Origin of the sequence: Putridiphycobacter roseus (assembly GCF_003234935.1) — a bacterium.
Taxonomy (GTDB): Bacteria; Bacteroidota; Bacteroidia; order Flavobacteriales_D; family Crocinitomicaceae; genus Putridiphycobacter; species Putridiphycobacter roseus.
Map to the genome: position 1 here is coordinate 182,061 of NZ_QKSB01000003.1, position 20,054 is coordinate 202,114.

20 protein-coding genes are annotated in these 20,054 nt (G+C 33.6%); 5 read left to right on the plus strand and 15 right to left on the minus strand.

The features are described 5' to 3' along the window. Nucleotides 1-75: 75 nt before the first annotated feature. Nucleotides 76-480 carry a hypothetical protein gene (locus DNU06_RS07210; RefSeq protein WP_111062570.1) on the plus strand — a complete coding sequence of 135 codons (405 nt, stop codon included), beginning with the start codon at nt 76-78 and terminating at the stop codon, nt 478-480. Between the two features lies 1 nt (nt 481). Here DNU06_RS07210 and DNU06_RS07215 read toward each other — a convergent pair whose 3' ends face one another. Further along, nucleotides 482-2,107 (minus strand): hypothetical protein, encoded by a 1,626-nt coding sequence (locus DNU06_RS07215; protein ID WP_111062571.1) that lies wholly within the window; start codon nt 2,105-2,107, stop codon nt 482-484. Nucleotides 2,108-2,153: 46 nt separating this feature from the next. Between DNU06_RS07215 and DNU06_RS07220 the strand changes: the two genes are divergently transcribed. Then, the gene (locus tag DNU06_RS07220; RefSeq protein ID WP_111062572.1) at nt 2,154-2,726 is read left to right on the plus strand and encodes a hypothetical protein; all 573 of its coding nucleotides are present in this window, start codon (nt 2,154-2,156) and stop codon (nt 2,724-2,726) included. On the opposite strand, the gene DNU06_RS07225 is transcribed toward DNU06_RS07220, so the two are convergent. The 6 genes from DNU06_RS07225 to DNU06_RS07250 all read right to left on the minus strand — a co-directional run bounded on the left by DNU06_RS07225 (nt 2,723) and on the right by DNU06_RS07250 (nt 8,185). Beyond that, entirely contained in the window at nt 2,723-3,520 is a 798-nt protein-coding gene (locus DNU06_RS07225; RefSeq protein WP_111062573.1) for a hypothetical protein, read from the minus strand. The two genes, DNU06_RS07220 and DNU06_RS07225, sit on opposite strands and share 4 nt — an antisense overlap. Nucleotides 3,521-3,533: 13 nt before the next feature. Continuing rightward, a complete protein-coding gene (locus DNU06_RS07230; protein WP_111062574.1) occupies nt 3,534-4,133 on the minus strand; it encodes a hypothetical protein in 600 nt (199 codons plus the stop codon). Then, nucleotides 4,134-4,778 carry a protein-L-isoaspartate(D-aspartate) O-methyltransferase gene (locus tag DNU06_RS07235; protein ID WP_111062575.1) on the minus strand — a complete coding sequence of 215 codons (645 nt, stop codon included), beginning with the start codon at nt 4,776-4,778 and terminating at the stop codon, nt 4,134-4,136. Nucleotides 4,779-4,866: 88 nt separating this feature from the next. Beyond that, nucleotides 4,867-5,433, minus strand: a complete 567-nt coding sequence (locus DNU06_RS07240; protein ID WP_111062576.1) for a DNA-3-methyladenine glycosylase I — start codon at nt 5,431-5,433, stop codon at nt 4,867-4,869. Between the two features lie 6 nt (nt 5,434-5,439). Next, a complete protein-coding gene (locus tag DNU06_RS07245; RefSeq protein ID WP_111062577.1) occupies nt 5,440-5,991 on the minus strand; it encodes a thioredoxin family protein in 552 nt (183 codons plus the stop codon). A gap of 1 nt (nt 5,992) precedes the next feature. Further along, complete coding sequence (locus tag DNU06_RS07250; RefSeq protein WP_111062578.1) at nt 5,993-8,185, minus strand: S9 family peptidase; 2,193 nt, start codon at nt 8,183-8,185, stop codon at nt 5,993-5,995. A 154-nt stretch (nt 8,186-8,339) separates the two neighbouring features. On the opposite strand from DNU06_RS07250, the gene DNU06_RS07255 reads away from it, so the two are divergent. Next, nucleotides 8,340-9,020 (plus strand): LOG family protein, encoded by a 681-nt coding sequence (locus DNU06_RS07255; RefSeq protein WP_111062579.1) that lies wholly within the window; start codon nt 8,340-8,342, stop codon nt 9,018-9,020. Between the two features lie 56 nt (nt 9,021-9,076). Here DNU06_RS07255 and DNU06_RS07260 read toward each other — a convergent pair whose 3' ends face one another. Together DNU06_RS07260 and DNU06_RS07265 are read right to left on the minus strand one after the other, a co-directional pair. Then, entirely contained in the window at nt 9,077-10,024 is a 948-nt protein-coding gene (locus DNU06_RS07260; protein ID WP_111062580.1) for a phosphoribosylaminoimidazolesuccinocarboxamide synthase, read from the minus strand. Nucleotides 10,025-10,383: 359 nt separating this feature from the next. Further along, complete coding sequence (locus DNU06_RS07265; RefSeq protein WP_111062581.1) at nt 10,384-11,325, minus strand: PhoH family protein; 942 nt, start codon at nt 11,323-11,325, stop codon at nt 10,384-10,386. An 86-nt stretch (nt 11,326-11,411) separates the two neighbouring features. Between DNU06_RS07265 and DNU06_RS07270 the strand changes: the two genes are divergently transcribed. Continuing rightward, nucleotides 11,412-12,278 carry an SAM hydrolase/SAM-dependent halogenase family protein gene (locus DNU06_RS07270; RefSeq protein WP_111062582.1) on the plus strand — a complete coding sequence of 289 codons (867 nt, stop codon included), beginning with the start codon at nt 11,412-11,414 and terminating at the stop codon, nt 12,276-12,278. Nucleotides 12,279-12,289: 11 nt separating this feature from the next. On the opposite strand, the gene DNU06_RS07275 is transcribed toward DNU06_RS07270, so the two are convergent. From DNU06_RS07275 to DNU06_RS07285, 3 genes are read right to left on the minus strand one after another with little or no spacing between them, the layout of a single operon-like run. Beyond that, a complete protein-coding gene (locus DNU06_RS07275) occupies nt 12,290-12,889 on the minus strand; it encodes an acyltransferase (RefSeq protein WP_111062583.1) in 600 nt (199 codons plus the stop codon). Between the two features lie 7 nt (nt 12,890-12,896). Next, on the minus strand, nt 12,897-13,595 hold the full coding sequence (locus DNU06_RS07280) for a DUF6962 family protein (RefSeq protein ID WP_111062584.1): 699 nt from the start codon (nt 13,593-13,595) through the stop codon (nt 12,897-12,899). A gap of 8 nt (nt 13,596-13,603) precedes the next feature. Further along, nucleotides 13,604-14,563 (minus strand): acetyl-CoA carboxylase carboxyltransferase subunit alpha, encoded by a 960-nt coding sequence (locus tag DNU06_RS07285; RefSeq protein WP_111062585.1) that lies wholly within the window; start codon nt 14,561-14,563, stop codon nt 13,604-13,606. Nucleotides 14,564-14,756: 193 nt separating this feature from the next. Between DNU06_RS07285 and ispE the strand changes: the two genes are divergently transcribed. Next, nucleotides 14,757-15,551: a 4-(cytidine 5'-diphospho)-2-C-methyl-D-erythritol kinase gene (gene ispE, locus DNU06_RS07290; protein WP_111062701.1), complete on the plus strand. Its 795-nt coding sequence runs from the start codon at nt 14,757-14,759 to the stop codon at nt 15,549-15,551. A 7-nt stretch (nt 15,552-15,558) separates the two neighbouring features. Here ispE and DNU06_RS07295 read toward each other — a convergent pair whose 3' ends face one another. From DNU06_RS07295 to gyrA, 3 genes are all read right to left on the minus strand, one after another. Beyond that, nucleotides 15,559-16,089 (minus strand): GNAT family N-acetyltransferase, encoded by a 531-nt coding sequence (locus tag DNU06_RS07295; RefSeq protein WP_111062586.1) that lies wholly within the window; start codon nt 16,087-16,089, stop codon nt 15,559-15,561. 59 nt (nt 16,090-16,148) lie between these two features. Then, complete coding sequence (locus DNU06_RS07300) at nt 16,149-17,345, minus strand: tetratricopeptide repeat protein (RefSeq protein ID WP_111062587.1); 1,197 nt, start codon at nt 17,343-17,345, stop codon at nt 16,149-16,151. A 79-nt stretch (nt 17,346-17,424) separates the two neighbouring features. Beyond that, complete coding sequence (gyrA, locus tag DNU06_RS07305; RefSeq protein WP_111062588.1) at nt 17,425-19,941, minus strand: DNA gyrase subunit A; 2,517 nt, start codon at nt 19,939-19,941, stop codon at nt 17,425-17,427. Nucleotides 19,942-20,054: the final 113 nt, after the last annotated feature.

The window sequence follows — 20,054 nt, forward strand, 5'->3', positions numbered from 1 at the left end:
AAATTATCATTTATTTTAACTTGAATAAAGCTTTCCTATTTTTGTTTTCATTAGTTTTGAAAAAAATTAACCATTATGCATCCTGAAGTAGAAAAATTAATCGATCATTCTTTTGAATATGCCCAAGAATTACTCGTAGATACCAAAGAATTCTATCCTTTTGGTGCTTTTATTGATACTATTGGAAATGTACATCCGCTAGAGTTTGAATTTGACGCTAAAAATATGCCAAAAGTTGGGGCAGTTTTAGAATCATTAAGTAAATACTGTGAAACAGAAATGAGTGAAAACAAAATGAAAGGATATGCCTTAACTTTTGAATCCATCATTAAATTAGATGAAAACTCTAAAGAAAAAACATGTATTACTTTAAAAATTAAGCACAGCGAAGAAAACGATATCCCTGATTTCTATCAAGCTTTTGAAATCAATGAAGCAGGAGAAGTAGATTTTGAACCTGTTTTTGGGGTGAAAAAGTAAGTTACTTTAGTAAAGCATTAATTACCGTCTCTATTGCTTCTTCACTAATATCTTCCAACATTTCTTGTTCAATAATAGTTTGAATGTCACTGTTTGAATTTAATTCAGTAAGCATCATTTCTTCTATTAATTTTTCAACAATAACCCTTAACGAGTTTTTGTCCGCATCTTTCATTTTAATGGACAAGCTACTTTTACTTTTATTGAATTCAAAAACAACGTCCTGTACCACCTTAACCGTCTTGTTAAAATCTTCATCTGTTGACATATCCCCCAATAAATTATTGTTCATATAAAACCCAATTGGATTAATGGTTAACTGAGTTTTTAATGCAGCTATGGAGACCGCGTTATTGGCTTCGATTTTTTCAATCCAAGCCCTAGAATTACTTAAAATTAAATATTTATTTTGGATAGTAGCAAACATTTCTTCACGAGAGCTCAGTAAACTGTCTGTTAATACTTTTTGCATCACTAAACGCGCAACCACCGTATCTTTTATTTCCACAACCATGCCATATCTCGCATTTAAATCTTGCAGGTCATTGATGTTGTCTTCTTGTTTTACCTTTTCAACTTCATCTAAGATAAATAATGTTTTTCCAGTGGAAAAAGCAGCAATATCTTCCTTACTAATCCCTTTATCGTTTAAAGATTTAGCTACTTCATGTGAATAAGATTCCCATTGGGTAATATCCATCATTTTAGCAAACTTATCCGAGTCCATATTCAATGCTAAAGCCATTGCTGGATTTGCAGAATAACCAAATGTTAACATTTCTGGATCTATCCCCTCCTCTTTAAACATCTCCATATATGCTGTTAAACTATCGGAAAGTAAATGATCATTTTCAAGCTGAATCCTACCATTTTCAAAATTCAAGACCGTTTCAAAAGTAGAACCGAGTAAAAACAATGCCATTTGTTTTTTATATTTAATTGGAAAAAATCTGATTTCTTTCACCATATCGTAAGCATTTTGACCGTGTAAATACATGCGAACATCTCCTGGTTTATCCATAAATGCTCTGTAATTTGGCTCAATGTCTCCTTTACCCACTTCTCCCATCAATCCAACGATTTTGATAGCGGCTTTTTTAGAGGAAATACCACTGGAAGACAAAATATTATCTAAGGTAATAGGAATATTACTGATGATGGCCATTTGCGCATCCCAAACCACTAGGTAATTATCGGCTTCCTTTCTAAAATAAAACACGCCGTCCTTCTCTTGTACTTCAGCACTTAATTCCGTTTCTACTAATTTTTTGAATTTTGCCGCATTCTTTAAAGCGACAAAAGCATAAGCCTGTGGAAACGATCCCTCTCCTTTAGCAATCACTAATTGCACTTGCGCTTTATTGTTTATACCTGTTTTTTCTTCTTGCATAAAAAAAGAAGCAATGGTCTGTTGAACAAAAGGCAAAGCCCCATCTTCTAGTCCTGCTTTTTCGATAATATTTTCTGGCACAAATGTCCCCATCAAAAAAGGAGATTCCAACTTTCCAATAATAGCAGCCACCTTATCTTTATGTGCTAGCTCTTTCTTACAAGAAACAAAAAAAACACTGCCCACTAAAAATATAACCACCCCTAACTTACTCCACTTATTTTTACTTCGAAACATAACTACTATTGTTGTTTTTTGTAAAATTAGAAATTATCTTTGAACCATGCATACAATTGAACCATATTATAACTGGAGGGGACTATATATTGCGGATGAAGACGAGCGTTCTCCCTTTTTTGGACGTATTTACAGTGAATTTGAATTTACAGATTCAATTTACAACTATGTTATACATCCTCAGTGGGATAATATTGGCTCTCCTTCCTTGTATATTAAAATATTATATGCAGATTATGAAGAAGGTTATTGCATTCTTGAATTAATGGGAGAATGGAATGATGCCATTGAAAACGATATCATGACCTTGAAAAGGGATGTTGTGGAATTACTAATGATGGAGGGTATTCATAAGTTTATTTTAATCGGAGAAAACATTTTAAATTTCCATGCTTCTGATGACTGTTATTACGAAGAATGGTTTGATGAAGTGGAAGACGAAGATGGATGGATTGCTTTTGTAAACTTTAGAACACACGTCATTGAAGAATTCAAAGCCGAAAATATTGATTATTTTGTTGTGTCTGAAGGGGAATTAGAAGACGTTGCATGGAGAACACAAACCCCACAACAGTTCTTTCAAAGTATCAGTCAATATGTTATGAAAAGATTGGCTTAAATTTTATCCAATATCTCTTTCAGTTGTATTAACTCAAAAGCACTTGCATTGTTTTTTATTCTTTTCAATATATCTGCTTTTTCTGGGTCCTTAGTTGACTTATAGACTAAATAATATCTTCCTTTACTCAATCCATTTTTAATGGCTTCCTTATTTAAACAAACAATGGCTTGGTTAAAATTGTTTAATGTTTTTTGAATCATGGCTGTACTTGCGGTAAAATCAATGGCATTAAACACAGTATAACTACTTCCTGATCTAAATAAATCTAAACGAATATTACTGATAATGGTCGGAAAATCTTGTGGTGTTAATACTGTTTTATGACTAAAGCTTGCCAATCTTTTGTGCTTAGCAAATAATTGAAACTCTTTTTTAAAGGAAATGGCTTTTGTTACATTTAATTGGTTGTCTCTTATTTCTCCTCCAATATACTTACTAAACAATACTGCCCTATTTATTGGTTTTTCAAGATGAATAATTTCACCATAAAGGAGCAAACCTCCTTTTTTCAGTATCAATTTGTCCAATATTTTTTTTGCATATGGCGCATCAAATAAATCCATGGTGGTTTCTCCATTAATAATTTTATTGACATCATTTTGCAATAAATTTAAACTTCTTTTAATGGCATTTCTAGCTTGTGGTTTTAACAATTTTAATGCAAAGTTTAATTTAGAAATAGAATAATCAAAAGAAGGAACTCCAGCAGCATTCATTAAAATACCGACTGCAATTTGTTCTTTAGAAAGCCGATTTGTTTTAATATAAATTATTGAAAAAAAGTGTGCCATTTGTTGTCTTTATTTATTGTGCATATAGTTTTTCATACCAACTAGGTACCCCATAATTCAAGTGGTGTTTTTTTACCCAAAAAAGATAATACGTTTTTAATCTATTTAAAAATGGCGCATTTAACAAAATCTTAAATCGCTCATTTAAAACTAAAAGATTACCATCACTTAAAGTATTAATTAATGTATTGGAATACCTTTTTATATAAGTTTCTTGTATATTCCCCATGCATTCCACCGTTTTTAAATCAAAAATTAAGGTTTGCTTTTTCCCCCATTCCACACCAATATCCAGACAGGTTTCTTCTCCTATAACGCCTTGTAATTTTTGAATTAAAAACAATTCTTTTAAGTTCATTAAGTCTTGTTGGGCAAATTTAAATCGAGGTGTTTCATCAATCCATTCCACAGCTGACGGCATATTAACCAGTAATACGGGTGCTGTCTTTCGAAAAGAATAAACCGTCAATAGGCTGTTAATTTTTAATTGTTTTAGCAATTGGTAAATCAATAAATCAACAGGGTTAAAGTTGCTAGCAATAGTAAATTCTTCCGCATGAGTATCTAACGCTAAGCTTTCTTTTTGCCAACTTAATTCAACCGATTGGAACATTTACTTTGCCGTATTTTTTAACATAGGTACAAAACTAAACACCCCTTCTCTAGTTTGCTTTATTTCACCTTCAGACGACTTTGTAATCAGTATCATTTCTTGCTGGCTTCCTTCACCAACAGGAATAATCAATTTACCATTAGGTTTTAATTGCTCGACTAATTTTTGAGGAATATAAGGTGCACCACAGGTAACAATTATTTTATCGAAAGGAGCAAAACTCTCCCAACCTTCATAACCATCTCCATATTTTAACTTGGGACTATAACCTAACTTTGGTAATAAATGTCTGGTTTTTAAAAACAGTTCTTTTTGTCTTTCTATGGAAAAAACCTTTGCCCCTAATTCACATAAAATAGCAGTTTGAAACCCGGACCCTGTCCCAATTTCAAGTACCTTATCTCCTTTGGAAATTTCAAGCATGGTAGATTGAAATGCAACCGTGTAAGGATGTGAGATGGTTTGATCGGCACCAATTTGAAAAGCCATATTGGTGTATGCTTGTTCGGTAAAAGCTTTATCCAGAAAAAAATGCCTAGGAACCACCATAAATGCTTCTAGTACTTCTTTATTCTGAATCCCTTTATTTTGGAGGGTTTCGACCAATTGCTTCCGCATGCCTTTGTGTTTGTAAGAGTCTTCCATATTGCAGTCTCAAAAATAGGTATGTTCCCTAATTATCTAGCAATAATACGGTCAATTTAATTAACGGAATAATGTTTAAATATATTACTCAACTCAAAGCCTTAAATCGAAAACAAGTTTTTTCATGGTCGTTCACCATACCAACTGCCTGCATATAGGCATACATAATGGTGCTACCAACAAACTTAAAACCCCGTTTTTTTAAGTCCTTACTCATTGCTTCCGATTCCGGTGAAGTTACTGCTAGATCACTAAAAGATTGGCTATTATTTTGTATTACTTGATGATTTACAAAGCGCCAAATATATTGATCAAAAGAACCAAATTCTTCTTGCACTTTTTTAAAAGCAATAGCATTCGTTTGGGTCGATTTAATTTTCAGTTTATTCCTTACAATTTCAGGGTTAGTTGCCAACTCATCTAGGTAAGCTGGAGAATACCCAATAATACGGTCCAAATCAAAATGATGAAAAGCTTTACGATAACCCTCTCTTTTATTTAAAATGGTAGACCAAGACAATCCAGCTTGTGCTCCTTCTAAGATTAACATTTCAAAAAGCTTTTGGTCATCATGTACCGGCACCCCCCACTCTTGATCATGGTACAACCTTTCTTTTTCCGTTTTAACAGACCATTGGCAGCGCACTTTTTCCATTCAATTTTATTTGACGTAAGTTTTTAATTCTTTTAAAAAAGCAACTGGTTCTTTGTAGCCCATTATTTTACCTTTCTTCGCCTCTTTTTTATCTAAAATTACGAAAGAAGGAAAACTCATCTGGTTCCCCAACAAGCTAACGGAAAGTGTATTGTACCCTGCTCTAGCATTGTATTGTTTGTACTCATAAAGATTACCATTATAGGCAATTGGTTCTTTAGATTCTGCATCCATTTTAACCGCATAAAAATGCGTATTCATATACGCCATTACTTCTGGATTTAAAAAAGTAGAAGCATCCATTTTTTTACACCAACCACACCATTCCGTGTATATATCAATAAAAATATACTTTGGCTCTTTTTTATTTCTTTCTATGGCCGTTTCAAAATCCAACCATTCAATCGTGACTGGTCGAGGCGCTTGTGTAATCACGTTTTGCGTAGCTACTTCTGTTTTAGGTTTTGCATCTGCTTTTGAAGTTGTTTCACTGGTTCCTTTTGAAGCGCCGCACGCTACTGCACCAAAGACCAAAGCAGCAATTAAATATTTTTTCATCTTATAAATTTTCTAATGTGTATTCTAATATCTTGTTGAATAAGTGTAATCTTGTTTTTCCACCATATATGCCATGGTTTTTATTTGGGTAAATAGCCATATCGAAGGCGATATTTGCAGCGACCATTTTTTGGACTAATTCCATGGTATTTTGAACATGTACATTATCATCTGCACCACCATGAATGATTAAAAATTTACCCTTTAATTTTTCAATGTGATTTATCGGTGAATTATCATCATATCCTGCAGCATTCTCTTGTGGAGTACGCATAAATCTTTCGGTATAAATATTATCATACCAACGCCAATTGGTTACTGGCGCGACAGAAATACCCATTTTAAATTGATCCGCACCTTTGGTCATGCACAATGCGGTCATGTACCCACCATAACTCCATCCCATTACCCCAATTCTATCTGCATCTACATATTCCCATTTTCCTACAGACTTAGCTGCAGCAATCATATCCTCTGTTTCGTATTTACCTAATTGTAAGTAAGTCGATTTTTTAAATTTAGCCCCACGATACATGGTCCCTCTTGTATCCACCGAAATAACGATATAACCTTTGCTTGCTAATAATTGATGATACATGTAAGTACTGCCTGCCCAAGAATCTTTCACCATATTACTACCAGGTCCATTATAAATATGAAAATAGACTGGGTATTTTTTAGTAGCATCAAAACTTTTAGGTTTTAAAATGTACGCATTTAAAGAGTCCGTCTCCCCCATTATTTTTATAAATTCCTGCTGTGGCAACTTCATTTTAAGAAGTTTGGCTGTTAATTCTTTGTTATCTTCCAGCACCTTTAATTGCTTCCCTTTTGCATTGTGTAAGGTAATTAAAGTGGGCTGATTTGAGTTTGAATAATAATTGATATAATACTTCATTCCCGTACTAAAATCAGCGTTATTGCTTCCTTTTAAAATGGATAATTTCTTTTTGTTTTTCCCATTTAAACCTACGGAATATAACGTTTTATACATGGCTCCTTCTTCAGCAGACACATAATATACTAATCCTTTTTCTTCATCTACACCTTTTAATTCTACCACGTCCCACTTACCAGCAGTCAATGCTTTTACAGAACCATCAAAATTAATTTTGTAAATGTGCATAAATCCATCTTTTTCTGAAGTTCTCAAAAAAGCATCTTCTTTTTCTAAAAAGATTAAATTATCATCCACCTCTACATAAGTTTCTGATTCATCCGAATATATTTTTTTCTGATTACTTGACGCGCCTTGGTATTTTGCAGTTAAGTAATCTTCTACCAATAAATAGTCTAATTTATTTTGATGTCTGTTCATGGCTAAAACACATAACGCATTTTGATTGGTCCATTTTATTCTTGGGAAATACTCATATTCACTGTTAGACTGGAGGTACATTCTAGATTTATCCTTTGACATGTCATACACCCAAACACTCAATTTTGAATTGTCTTCTCCAGCTTTAGGGTATTTAAAATCATAGCGGTATGGATAGGCTTTTCCTAAGTAATAATCCATACTGAATTCTTTTACTTTACTTTCATCAAAACGATAAAAAGCAATTTGCTGAGAATTAGAAGACCAATAAAATCCTTTGGTTATAGCAAACTCTTCTTCATAAACCCAATCGGTCGCGCCATTAATAATTTCATTTTTCATACCATCTGCAGTTACTTGGACAGTCTTTTTTGAATTTATATCATAATAATAGATGTTATTCTGCAACACATAAGCGACTTTTGTACCATCTGGTGAAAAATCGGCTAAGGATTGTGGACCTTTATCGGTTAATTCAACAATAGATTTTGAAGCGATATCAATGATAAAATAGTTTGCCGTAAAACTTCGGCGATATATACTTTTTACTTCCGTTGCGATTAAGACTTTGGATTCATCTTTATTGAAGAAATAATCTTGCGCTTTTATTTCTTTACCTGCATAGTTTATTTCATTTAAATCAACTATAATAGCGGTTGGCACCCCAAAATCCTCGTAACTATATTGCGCAATCTTGTTGTTTTTCAACAAAGAGAAATGTATACCATCCTTCATGGAATTTACCGATTGAATGCTATTGGAACCAAATGTGCGAGAAGCCCAAATTTGTTCATTTGTAATCTCGGACTGTCCTAAACCATTAGAATTAACGAGTAGTGAACTAATAATAATCAGGACTGAAAATAGTTTTATCATGTTATTTTTTTATGATGACGAATATACGAAACTATATTAATATTTTATTTACGGTATACTGCTAACTAAGCATAAATATCCATAATCTCTAAGAATGGTTGATAAAATATACTTACCTTAACACCTTAAAAAAACAACATAAACTGACAAAAAAATGGCGGAATTAGCACCTAAAGATTGGAACGAGATAAGAACAAATGACAGTTGGGCAATTTTTAAAATTATGTCTGAATTTGTGGAAGGATACGAAAAAATGGCCAGAATTGGGCCTTGTGTATCTGTTTTTGGTTCTGCCAGAACGGACACAGAAAATCCTTATTATACAGATGCAGTAAGAACATCAGAACTATTAGTGCAGTCTGGGTATGGTGTAATTACAGGTGGCGGACCAGGAATTATGGAAGCAGGTAATAAAGGAGCTGCTTTAGCCAATGGAAAATCCGTTGGGTTAAACATTGTTTTACCTTTTGAACAATCTGGAAATAAATATGTAAATCACCCAGTAAATTTTGATTATTTCTTTGTAAGAAAAGTAATGTTTGTAAAATACACCCAGGGTTTTATCACCTTTCCTGGTGGTTTTGGAACAATGGATGAGCTTTTTGAAGCTTTAACCTTGATGCAAACCAAAAAAATAGACCGTAAACCTGTAGTACTTTTTGGTTCAAAATACTGGACAGGGCTTATTGAATGGATAAAAACTGCCATGCTTGGTGATGAAAAAAATATTAATGCAATAGATTTAGATTTATTCACCATCACCGACAGTCCAGAAGAAGCGGTTAAAGTCATCAATGATTTTTACAAATCTCACTTATTACGACCAAACTTTTAAACATAAAAAAATCCCTGACCGCAAAGTCAGGGATTTTTTTTATTAATGAATTTTATTTAATAGATAGACGCTATCCATTTTAATACATTATTCTCAATTCTCTCTTGGATATTTGACACGTCTGCTTTAATAAATTTTTCTCCAGTAATTTTTTCATACAATTCAATGTAACGTTCGGAAACTGTATTTACAAAGTCATCTGGCATCACCGGCATCACTTGTCCATCTAGACCTTGAAAACCATTTTCTATTAACCATTGTCTCACAAATTCTTTTGACAATTGTTTTTGCGCTTCATTATTATTTTGTCTTTCCGCATAACCATCTGCATAAAAATAACGAGAAGAATCTGGTGTATGAATTTCGTCAATCAAGTAAATTTTCCCGTCTTTTTTACCAAATTCATATTTGGTATCCACCAATATTAAACCTTTTTCAGCAGCTAATTGGGTACCTCTCTCAAACAAAGCATAAGTATATTTCTCCAATGCTTCGTAATCTTCTTTTGAAACAATTCCTTGTGCAATTATTTCTTCTCTAGAAATATCTTCATCATGCCCTTCTTCAGCTTTGGTTGCCGGTGTGATGATTGGTGTTGGGAACTTATCATTCTCTTTCATGCCTTCTGGCATGGCTACACCACATAATATTCTTTTTCCAGCTTTATACTCTCTTGCCGCATGACCTGACATGTATCCTCTAATTACCATTTCAATTTTAAATGGCTCGCAATGGTGACCAACCGCTACGCTCGGGTCAGGCGTTTCCATTAACCAATTCGGCACAATGTCTTCCGTTGCTTTTAAAAATTTAGCTGCCAATTGATTCAACACTTGACCTTTAAAAGGAATCCCTTTAGGTAAAATATGATCGAAAGCTGAAATACGATCTGAAGCCACGATAACGATATAGTCATTTTTTAAGCCATAAACGTCTCTTACTTTACCATTGTACAAGGATACTTGATGCGGAAAAGTGAATTTTGATTTGATAATTGCAGTCATTTTAATTTTTTAGCTACTGCAAATTTAATGGGTTTAAAAAAAAGAAATTCAAAAACTGAGATTTTATTATTAACAATGTTTGAATCTTATGATGCGTAGTTGTTTTTTGTTGAAGGGCGGACAACGTATTTCAAATCAAAAAGCTCAAGGCTATTCCATACTTTTGTCTAGCATCTAGCTTCTAGTATCCATTTTTCTAATGACGAATACATAGATTCCGATCTGTTCTCGATACACTTCGGCAAGCTCAGTGCTGCGCATCCCGACGAAACAGTCGGGACAATCCTTTAGACTTGTATTTTGTTTAGCTATTATAATTTTAATATTGAATACTTTTATCTAGCATCTAGCATATATTACTAATCCTCATTTTTATCAAAAGCAGCAATGATTTCTTTTACTAAGTGGTGACGAATGACATCATTTTGGTTCAAGCGAACAATTCCGATTCCTTCCACATCTTTTAAGTAATCAATGGCAGTTATTAAACCTGATTTCTGGTGTTTGGGTAGATCAATTTGTGAAACATCACCAGTAATGATAAACTTAGCATGTTTCCCCATTCTGGTTAAAAACATTTTCATTTGATTGTGTGTCGTGTTTTGCGCTTCATCCAATATCACAAAAGCATTGTCTAAAGTCCGACCTCTCATAAAAGCCAAAGGAGCGATTTCCACTACCCTATTTTCGATAAACTCTTCTAGTTTCTCGGCAGGAATCATGTCTCTTAAACCGTCGTATAAAGGCTGTAAATAAGGATCTAATTTTTCTTTTAAGTCTCCAGGTAAAAACCCCAAATTCTCGCCAGCCTCCACTGCTGGACGGGTCAAAACAATTCTTCTAACTTGTTTATTTTTTAATGCCCTTACCGCCAATGCAACTGCAGTATAAGTTTTCCCTGTTCCTGCGGGACCGACAGCGAATACCATATCCATTTCATCAGATTGCTGTACCATTTTTCTTTGGTTAGCAGTTCTTGCCTTTATGATTCTACCAGCATTTCCATGTAATAAAACTTCACCTTGTTTTTCAAAAGGTATGACTTTTTCTTCCTGTAGCATTAAGTTATCAATGTTAGAATCCGTTAATATATTAAACTTGTTAATGTGTTTCATTATTAACGCAATCTTCGACTCAAACATTTCGATTAAGTCTGGCTCCCCTAATATTTTTATCTCATTGCCACGTGCGATCAATTTTAATTTCGGAAAATATTTTTTGATAACATCTAATTTAGCATTATTTACACCAAACAATAGTAAGGGGTCAATTCCGGCGATTTGAATACTTTTTTCTTGCAAAATTTTGAAATATTTTAAAGGTTAACACTCTTAAAGTTAAAATTAAAATTAATTTTGATAAAAAATCACAATCTGATATTTATTTAATGAGAATTGTAACCTTAACGACCGATTTAGGACTTAAAGACCATTATGTTGCATCCTTAAAAGGACAGTTAATTTCTCAGTACCCTAATTTGCATATTGTTGATGTTTCACACAATGTAGAACCTTTTAATATAGCCCAAGCTTCTTACTTTGTTAATAATATAATTCGTGACTTTCCTACTGGGACCATTCATTTTATTGGTGTAGACTCCATTCCTGTTATCAACATTGATACGCCTAGGTTAAACATGTATCCTATTGTGATGAAATTAAAGGGACAATATTTTATTGGATTAGATAACGGTTTTTTCTCCTTGCTACCTGACTTTCATGAAGCGGAAGAAATTATACAAATTCACGATTTTTCATCTAAAAATGCTTTGCGCTATCCCATAAAAAACATTTACATCCCTACTATAGTTGCCATTTTAAATGAAAAGTCGATTGCCAGCTTAGGTGACCCCATAAAAACAGTCAGACGGGCATTTACGACCCAAGCGATTACAGAAGAAAACTTAATCAAGGGCTCTGTAGCCCATGTGGATCACTACGGAAATGTAATTGTAAATATTACGGAAACACTTTTCAAAAAAATTGGTAAAGGAGAGACATTTACCATTTATTTCCGTCAGTCGAAATACTTTATTGAAAGAATATCTGACAATTATAACGAGGTGCCAATAGGAGAAAAATTAGCCTTGTTCAACGATAATGGACTGTTGGAAATAGCCATTAACAAAGGAGTTAAAGGGAATGGTGGCGGAGCGAGCACCTTACTTGGATTAAAGGTAAACGATATTGTTCGTGTTGAATTTCACCCAAGAGGATCTAAAGATAGTATTGAAGCCTTATTTTCTCAGGCTTAAACTAATTACCTTTACTTTGCATCTTTAATTGAATTCCAAGTGGTAAACATTTTGTCTTGCGCTGGACGATTTGCCTCAATTTCAGTTAAAGGTTCACATTCTTTTAAGGTCAATCGACATTCTTCCGGCAATTTTTGATACAAGGCAGTGCCTTTTGTTTTCCAACCGATCATCTCATCCGAAACTGTTTTGATAACCTTCCCTGGATTACCTACCACAAGACTTCTTTTTGGAATTACTGATTTAGCAGGGATAAATGCCAAAGCTCCAACAATACATTCTGGTCCGATTACAGCATCATCCATCACCACTGCATTCATACCAATTAATGAATTTTCACCAATTACCCCACCATGAATTATAGCTCCATGTCCAATATGGGCACCTGCTTTTAATATAACTTGTGTCCCTGGAAACATATGAATGGTACAATTTTCTTGAACATTACACCCATCTTCAATGATAATCTGTCCCCAGTCACCACGCAATGCTGCACTTGGTCCGATATATACATTTTTACCAATAATTACATTGCCTGTTACAGTAGCTTGTGGGTGTATAAAACTACTAGGGTGTACTACGGGTTTAAAACCATTGAATTCGAATACCATATTAAAATTATTTTAATCCTGTTGACAATTTTTTTAGTCCTAAATAAAAATAAGTAATCCCAATAGTAATTAAAACATGGCTAAAGTCATTTTTATCAAACCATTGGTACAAGTTAATTTTAAAAAGAAAAATTAAAGCGGAAGGGGACATTATTAATATACCCAACCAAAAATATTTAAACTTAACCGATATTTTCTGGGTGTACTTAAATCCTAAAATTCCCGCAGTCAAAATTAAACCGAAAATAGTGTTAAAGGCAATTGGTAAAAACGGTAGGTTAGGCTTAGCTGGATTATCTACGAAAAATAAAATAAATAAAAACGCTGCATATATCAATACCAACTTAACATTAAACCAAAACATCAACCTTTTCTTTAAGGTTTCGTTCCAATGTAAAGAAATCATTGCTTTTTCAATAAAGTAGACCGCTATTGGTCCACTTACCCAAGACGGAAACTTGCCTAATAACCCAAAATAATTATAAAAGGTATGCCCTATTCCTCCAATTATAGATCCAATACCAAAAAAAAGAAAAAACATGGCCCACAACTTATAAAAGCTATTACCCTTTTTCATTTTTAAGGTCTTAATGCCATAATAAACACTCAAACCACCCATAATAGCATCTGTAATCAACGCCATGGGCTCCAATAGATTTAATCCATAAACAACGAATTCAATCTTTTCAAAGTCTGCTCCAATCATCCTTATAATTAACGGCCTTTATATTCACCCATTTCAATAAACTTTTCGTGTCTTTTCGCAGTTCTTTTTTCTGGATCTAACTTTTGTAAACGTTCAATATTTTTAATTAAATAATCTTTAACAGATGCAAATATTTCCTCTCTATGGCGGTGTGCACCTCCAATTGGTTCTTTAATCACATCATCTACAATTTTCAAACCTTTCATGTCCGTTGAAGTTAATTTCAACGCATCCGCAGCTTGTTCTTTATAGTCCCAACTTCTCCATAAAATAGTGGAACAGTTTTCTGGAGAAATTACAGAGTACCAAGAGTTTTCAAGCATCACCACTTTGTCACCCACACCAATTCCTAATGCGCCACCAGAAGCTCCTTCACCTATGATGACACAGATTACAGGGACCTTTAATCGCATCATTTCATAAATGTTTCTAGCAATGGCTTCGCCTTGTCCTCTTTCTTCGGCTTCTAATCCAGGAAATGCACCTGGTGTGTCGATTAAAGTAACGATAGGAATATTAAACTTTTCAGCCAGTTTGAATAAACGTAAAGCTTTTCTATAACCTTCGGGGTTCGGCATACCAAAATTACGAAATTGACGCATTTTTGTGTTGATCCCTTTTTGTTGACCGACAAACATTACCGTTTTACCATTCAATTGTCCAAAACCACCAACCATGGCTTTATCATCTTTTACATTTCTATCTCCATGCAATTCTACAAAGTTACCTTCGGTCAATGCATTAATGTAATCTAATGAATATGGTCTATCTGGATGTCTAGATAATTGTACTCTTTGCCAAGGCGTTAAAGCCTTAAATATATCTTTTATTGTTTGTGTTTTCTTTTTTTCAAGGTCCTTGATCAATTTGGATGAGTCTACTCCACTATTCTCTTCTACTTCTCTTACTTTTAATATTTCATCATCTATTACTTTGATTGGTTCTTCGAAAGCTAAATAATTTTCCATAAAGGTCTTTATTTTTTTGAGATGCGAAATTTACAAAATATTTTAGTTTACCTAATCCTATTTACCATAAAGTTTCCATTTATTGCCAATTCAAGATATTTATTATACCCCATATTTTATTATGAAACTATGGTATTGTTTTTATTCATATATGTACCAATTTTATTATATTCGTTGTCTAATATATGGTGAAATGATTACATATCCTCCCTGTAAAATAAACATTGGTCTAAACATAATCAACAAAAGAACAGATGGATATCACAATATTGAAAGTGTGTTTTACCCTATTCCTTTTTTCGATATTTTAGAAATAAATGTAGCGACAGCGTTTAGTTTTTCTTCCTCTGGGCTTCCAATTCATGGCGATAAAAAGAATAATTTAGTGGTTCAGGCTTACGAAATTTTAAAAACCAAATATAATATTGGTCCGGTAAAAATTCATTTACATAAAAGAATCCCCATGGGTGCTGGTTTAGGTGGCGGATCTGCTGACGCAGCACATACCATAACCATGCTTAACCAATTATTTGACTTGAAGTTAAGCACATCCTTAATGGAAACAATTGCTTTATCTTTAGGTAGCGATTGTCCTTTTTTTATAGAAGATCGTGCTAAATTTGTTACTGGAAGAGGAGAATCCATGACACCTAGCCCTATTGATTTAAAAGGGTATTACTTATATTTAATTAATCCAGGAGTTCATGTCAGCACCAAAGCTGCGTACGCAGCCATTAACTACGCACCAAATCCTGACAAACTAGAAGTAGCTATCCAAGTGGAGGACTGGAAAAATAAGGTTTACAACCAATTTGAGTTACCTATTTTTAAATTACACCCCTCCATCAGAAAGATCAAAGAAACCTTGTACAATATGGGTGCAGTGTATGCAAGCATGTCTGGTACTGGCTCTACTGTTTATGGCTTATTTAAAACTGAACCAAAATTATTGGAATTGTATAATTTTGAAAAAATTCGCTTGTTATAAAGTATCATTAAAAGCTTTTGCTATAAAAGTCAAAATCACTTGGGGCAATTAAATTTTTATATTTTTCAGCCGGAATTTTACATATACAGTCTGCAGAATGCGTGTAAGAGTACCCTAATTTCAAATAGAATTGGTGTAGTCTAATTTTACTGGGGACATCTACCCCGCGCACTCTTAACACTTCCATTTTTACACCTTTTGCGCCATTCACTTGCGCTATCGTTTCCACCTTTTGAATTAAAGCGGTTCCTATTCCTTTTCCAGATAAATTAAAATCACTCGCTAATAAACTAAAGGTATACGTATTGTCATCATTTTTGTAATAATGGATACATCCTGCAATTACACCATCAAATTCGGCCACAAGCAGCTCTCCTTTTCTTACTAACTCTAAAAAATCAGCATATAAAATTCTGACATAATTTATCCCCCAAATTTCCGACTCCGTCATGGCATACCCTTCGATAAGGATATTATATACCTGTTCAATTTGATTTACGGAATATAGACTTTCGTCCAGTTTTGCTATTGTAACCATAAAAAAAAAGGAACCTATTGAAGATTCCTTTTGTTAATTTATTAATAAATAATATGGAATTATTTTAAACCATCTAATAATACTTTCATTGCTTTTGCTTTTTCCATATCGCCTGTTTTATAGTAAGCTTGACGTAAAGAGCCAATAATTTCTGCATTGTTAGGTGTTAATTCATTTGCTTTTTCTAAGTACGGTAATGCTTTTTTAAAGCTTTCTGTCATCTCCGTTCTGTAAACCTCTTCATTTGGATCTCCTAATGACAAACCATTTATTTTACCATTTAAGTTAGCTGCCTTATTGAAATAAACAGCTCCTAAACCAAGTAATGCATTCGAATAATTAGGATCAATTTCCAATACTTTCTTATAAGATTTTTCAGCATCTTCGTATCTTTCTTGACCTTCATAAATAGTACCTACCACATAATGCAATTCTTTATTACTAGGATCTAAGGCAATGGCATCAGACAATACTTTTTCTGCTTCCATTTTCTTTCCGCTTCCTAAGTATAAATTAATCAAAGAAATCATGATGTCTTTATTACCAGGATGAGATTCTAACAAACCTGAAAGTACTTTTTCTCCATCCGCTACACGATCTAATTTAGTGTATGCTTCTGCTAAATAAGAAGAAGAAGAAGGTAATTCAAATCCTAATTTAGAAGTCCTTGTAAAAGCAGTTAAAGCTTGTTCGTAGTTTTCAGATTTAATAGCTGCAATACCACCATAATAGATTGCAACGGTATCCGTTAAACCCATAGCTTCACCATAAGCAGCAGAAGTTAAGAAAGAACCCATAGAGTTTTCATAATTCTTTGCTTCGTACATTTTAACTGCACTATTATAATTATTACCTCTTGCAATGGCACAATAATCTTTTATGTCAGAAGAATACTTCCCTTTTGAATCATTTTTAGCAGATTTTTTAAAAGCAGCTAAACCTTCTTTACTAGTTTCTTTATTGCCTAGTGCTTTTAAGGCTTCCGTTTTAGCTTCGGCGCCTACCACTGCTGCTTCACAATAAATTTTCCCTTTATACATTAAAGTCTTAGGATCATTTTGAGTGGACTCATGTGCTGCAGATTTACTGATAAAGTTAACCGCTTCTAGTAATTCTTTTTCTGCCATTTCCATATTCCCAGAATTCTTACTGCTTTGGTAAGCCTTCCATGACATTGCTGCGTTAGTTGTATTATTTTTTTGAGCAAAGCTTGCTGTTGTCAACAAGGTTAACCCAATGATCATCATTTTTTTCATGCTTTGTAATTTATATTTTTAATAGATGGTAAAACCATCTCGTTTCCATATTTTAAATTCAATTATTATGCCAAATTGCTTATTCTTCTTCGCTTAAATCAGCTAAATCAGGGTTAATTTGATTTTCATCTCCTAATTCTTCTTCCTCCTCTTCACTATCGCGATAAACTTTCGCTACAGCAGCAATTTTATCATTATCTCTCAAGTTGATTAATTTCACCCCTTGTGTGGCTCTTCCCATAACACGTAAAACCTCTACATGCATTCTAATGGTGATGCCTTTCTTAGTGATAATCATTAAATCATCTTCGTCGGTCACATTTTTAATCGCAATTAACTCACCTGTTTTATCTGTGATATTTATGGTTTTAACCCCTTTACCACCACGGTTAGTTATTCTGTAATCAGCAACTGCAGAACGTTTACCATAACCTTTACTAGAGACAACCATTACATTTGCATCTTCATTTTCAACACAAATCATTCCAACTACTTCGTCTTTTTCATTAGCCAAAGTAACCCCTCTAACACCAGAAGCAGTTCTTCCCATTGATCTCACTTTTTCCTCGTTAAATCGGATACATTTTCCAGACTTTAACGCCATCATGATCTCATTGGTACCATTAGTCAACTTCGCTTCTAATAATTCATCATCTTCTCTAATACCAATCGCATTAATACCATTCGTTCTAGGTCTAGAGTAAGCTTCTAAGCTTGTTTTCTTAATCACCCCTTTTTTAGTACACATAATAATAAACTTATTACTAATATACTCTGGATCCTTGATGTCATCTACATTGATAAATGCTTTAATTTTATCATCTTGTTCAATATTAATCAGGTTTTGTAAAGCCCTACCTTTACTTGTTTTAGAACCTTCAGGAACCTCAAAAATTCTCATCCAGAAACACTTCCCTTTTTCGGTAAATATCAATAACCAGTTATGGTTAGTGGCTACAAATAAATGTTCTAAGAAATCTTTATCTCTTGTTGCTGATCCTTTAGAACCAACCCCTCCTCTGGACTGTACTTTATATTCTGCTAAAGAAGTTCTTTTAATATAACCTGCATGAGAAATAGTGATAATAACTTCTTCATTCGGAATTAAATCCTCAATACTCATTTCATTTGCAGAGTACTCAATAATAGATCTTCTATCATCACCATACTTTTCTCTTACATATTCTAACTCTTCCATGATGATAGCCATTCTTCTATCTTCATTTGCTAAAATATCTTTTAAATCTGCAATTGTATTTACTAATTCTTCGTATTCGATTCTTAATTTGTCTTGCTCTAGACCAGTCAACTGTCTTAATCTCATTTCAACAATCGCTTTGGATTGAATTTCTGACAAATCAAAACGAGTCATTAAACCATCTCTGGCTTCGTCTGGAGATTTAGAGGCACGAATAATTTTAATTACTTCATCAATATTATCAGATGCAATAATTAAACCTTCTAAAATATGTGCGCGTTCTTCTGCTTTTCTTAATTCAAATTTAGTTCTTCTAATAACCACTTCATGTCTATGCTCCACAAAATGGTGAATCATATCTTTCACATTCAGCATTTCTGGTCGACCATTAACCAGTGCAATGTTATTAATTGAAAAAGAAGTCTGTAAGGAAGTATATTTAAATAATTTATTTAATACAACATTTGGGATTGAATCTCTTTTTAATTCATAAACGATTCTCATCCCTCTTCTATCTGACTCATCTCTAATATCAGATATGCCATCAATTTTCCCTTCATTTACCAAGTCAGCAGTTTTCTTGATCATGTCTGCTTTATTCACTTGGTAAGGAATTTCAGTTACAATAATTGCTTCCTTTCCTTCTCTAATCTCTTCGATTATTGCTTTCGCTCGCATTACTACACGACCTTTACCCGTTTCAAAAGCCTGTTTAACGCCTTCGTAACCGTAAATAATACCGCCAGTTGGGAAATCAGGTGCTTTTATAAACTCCATCAATCCTTCGATATCGATATCTCTATTCTTAATATATGCAATGGTACCATTTACAACCTCTGTTAAATTATGAGGAGGCATATTGGTCGCCATACCTACAGCGATACCACTTGCACCATTTACTAATAAATTAGGAATACGCGTAGGTAAAACAGTAGGTTCTTTTAAGGATTCATCAAAATTTGGTGCAAAATCAACCGTTTCTTTTTCTAAATCGGCCAACATTTCTTCTGCTATCTTTCTCAATCTAGCTTCCGTATAACGCATTGCTGCTGGACTATCACCATCCACAGAGCCAAAGTTACCTTGTCCATCCACTAAAGGATATCTTAAGGACCAGTCTTGCGCCATTCTCACCATAGTATCATAAACAGATGAATCTCCATGTGGATGGTACTTACCTAAAACTTCACCGACGATTCTTGCCGACTTTTTGTGAGGTCTGTTGGATAAAACACCCAAATCAAGCATTCCGTAAAGCACTCTTCTGTGGACTGGTTTAAAACCATCTCTCACGTCTGGAAGCGCCCTAGATACTATTACCGACATTGAATAATCAATGTAGGCTGATTTCATTTCATCTTCAATGTTAATTTTTATGATTCTTTCTCCGTCTGCCATATATATAATGTGTGTAGAAAATTATTTTTTTAAAAGCACGAAAATAACGAATTTTTCTAGCATTTCCACGTTTTCATGCAATAGACTTATTAACAAAAACCGGTTTAAAATGT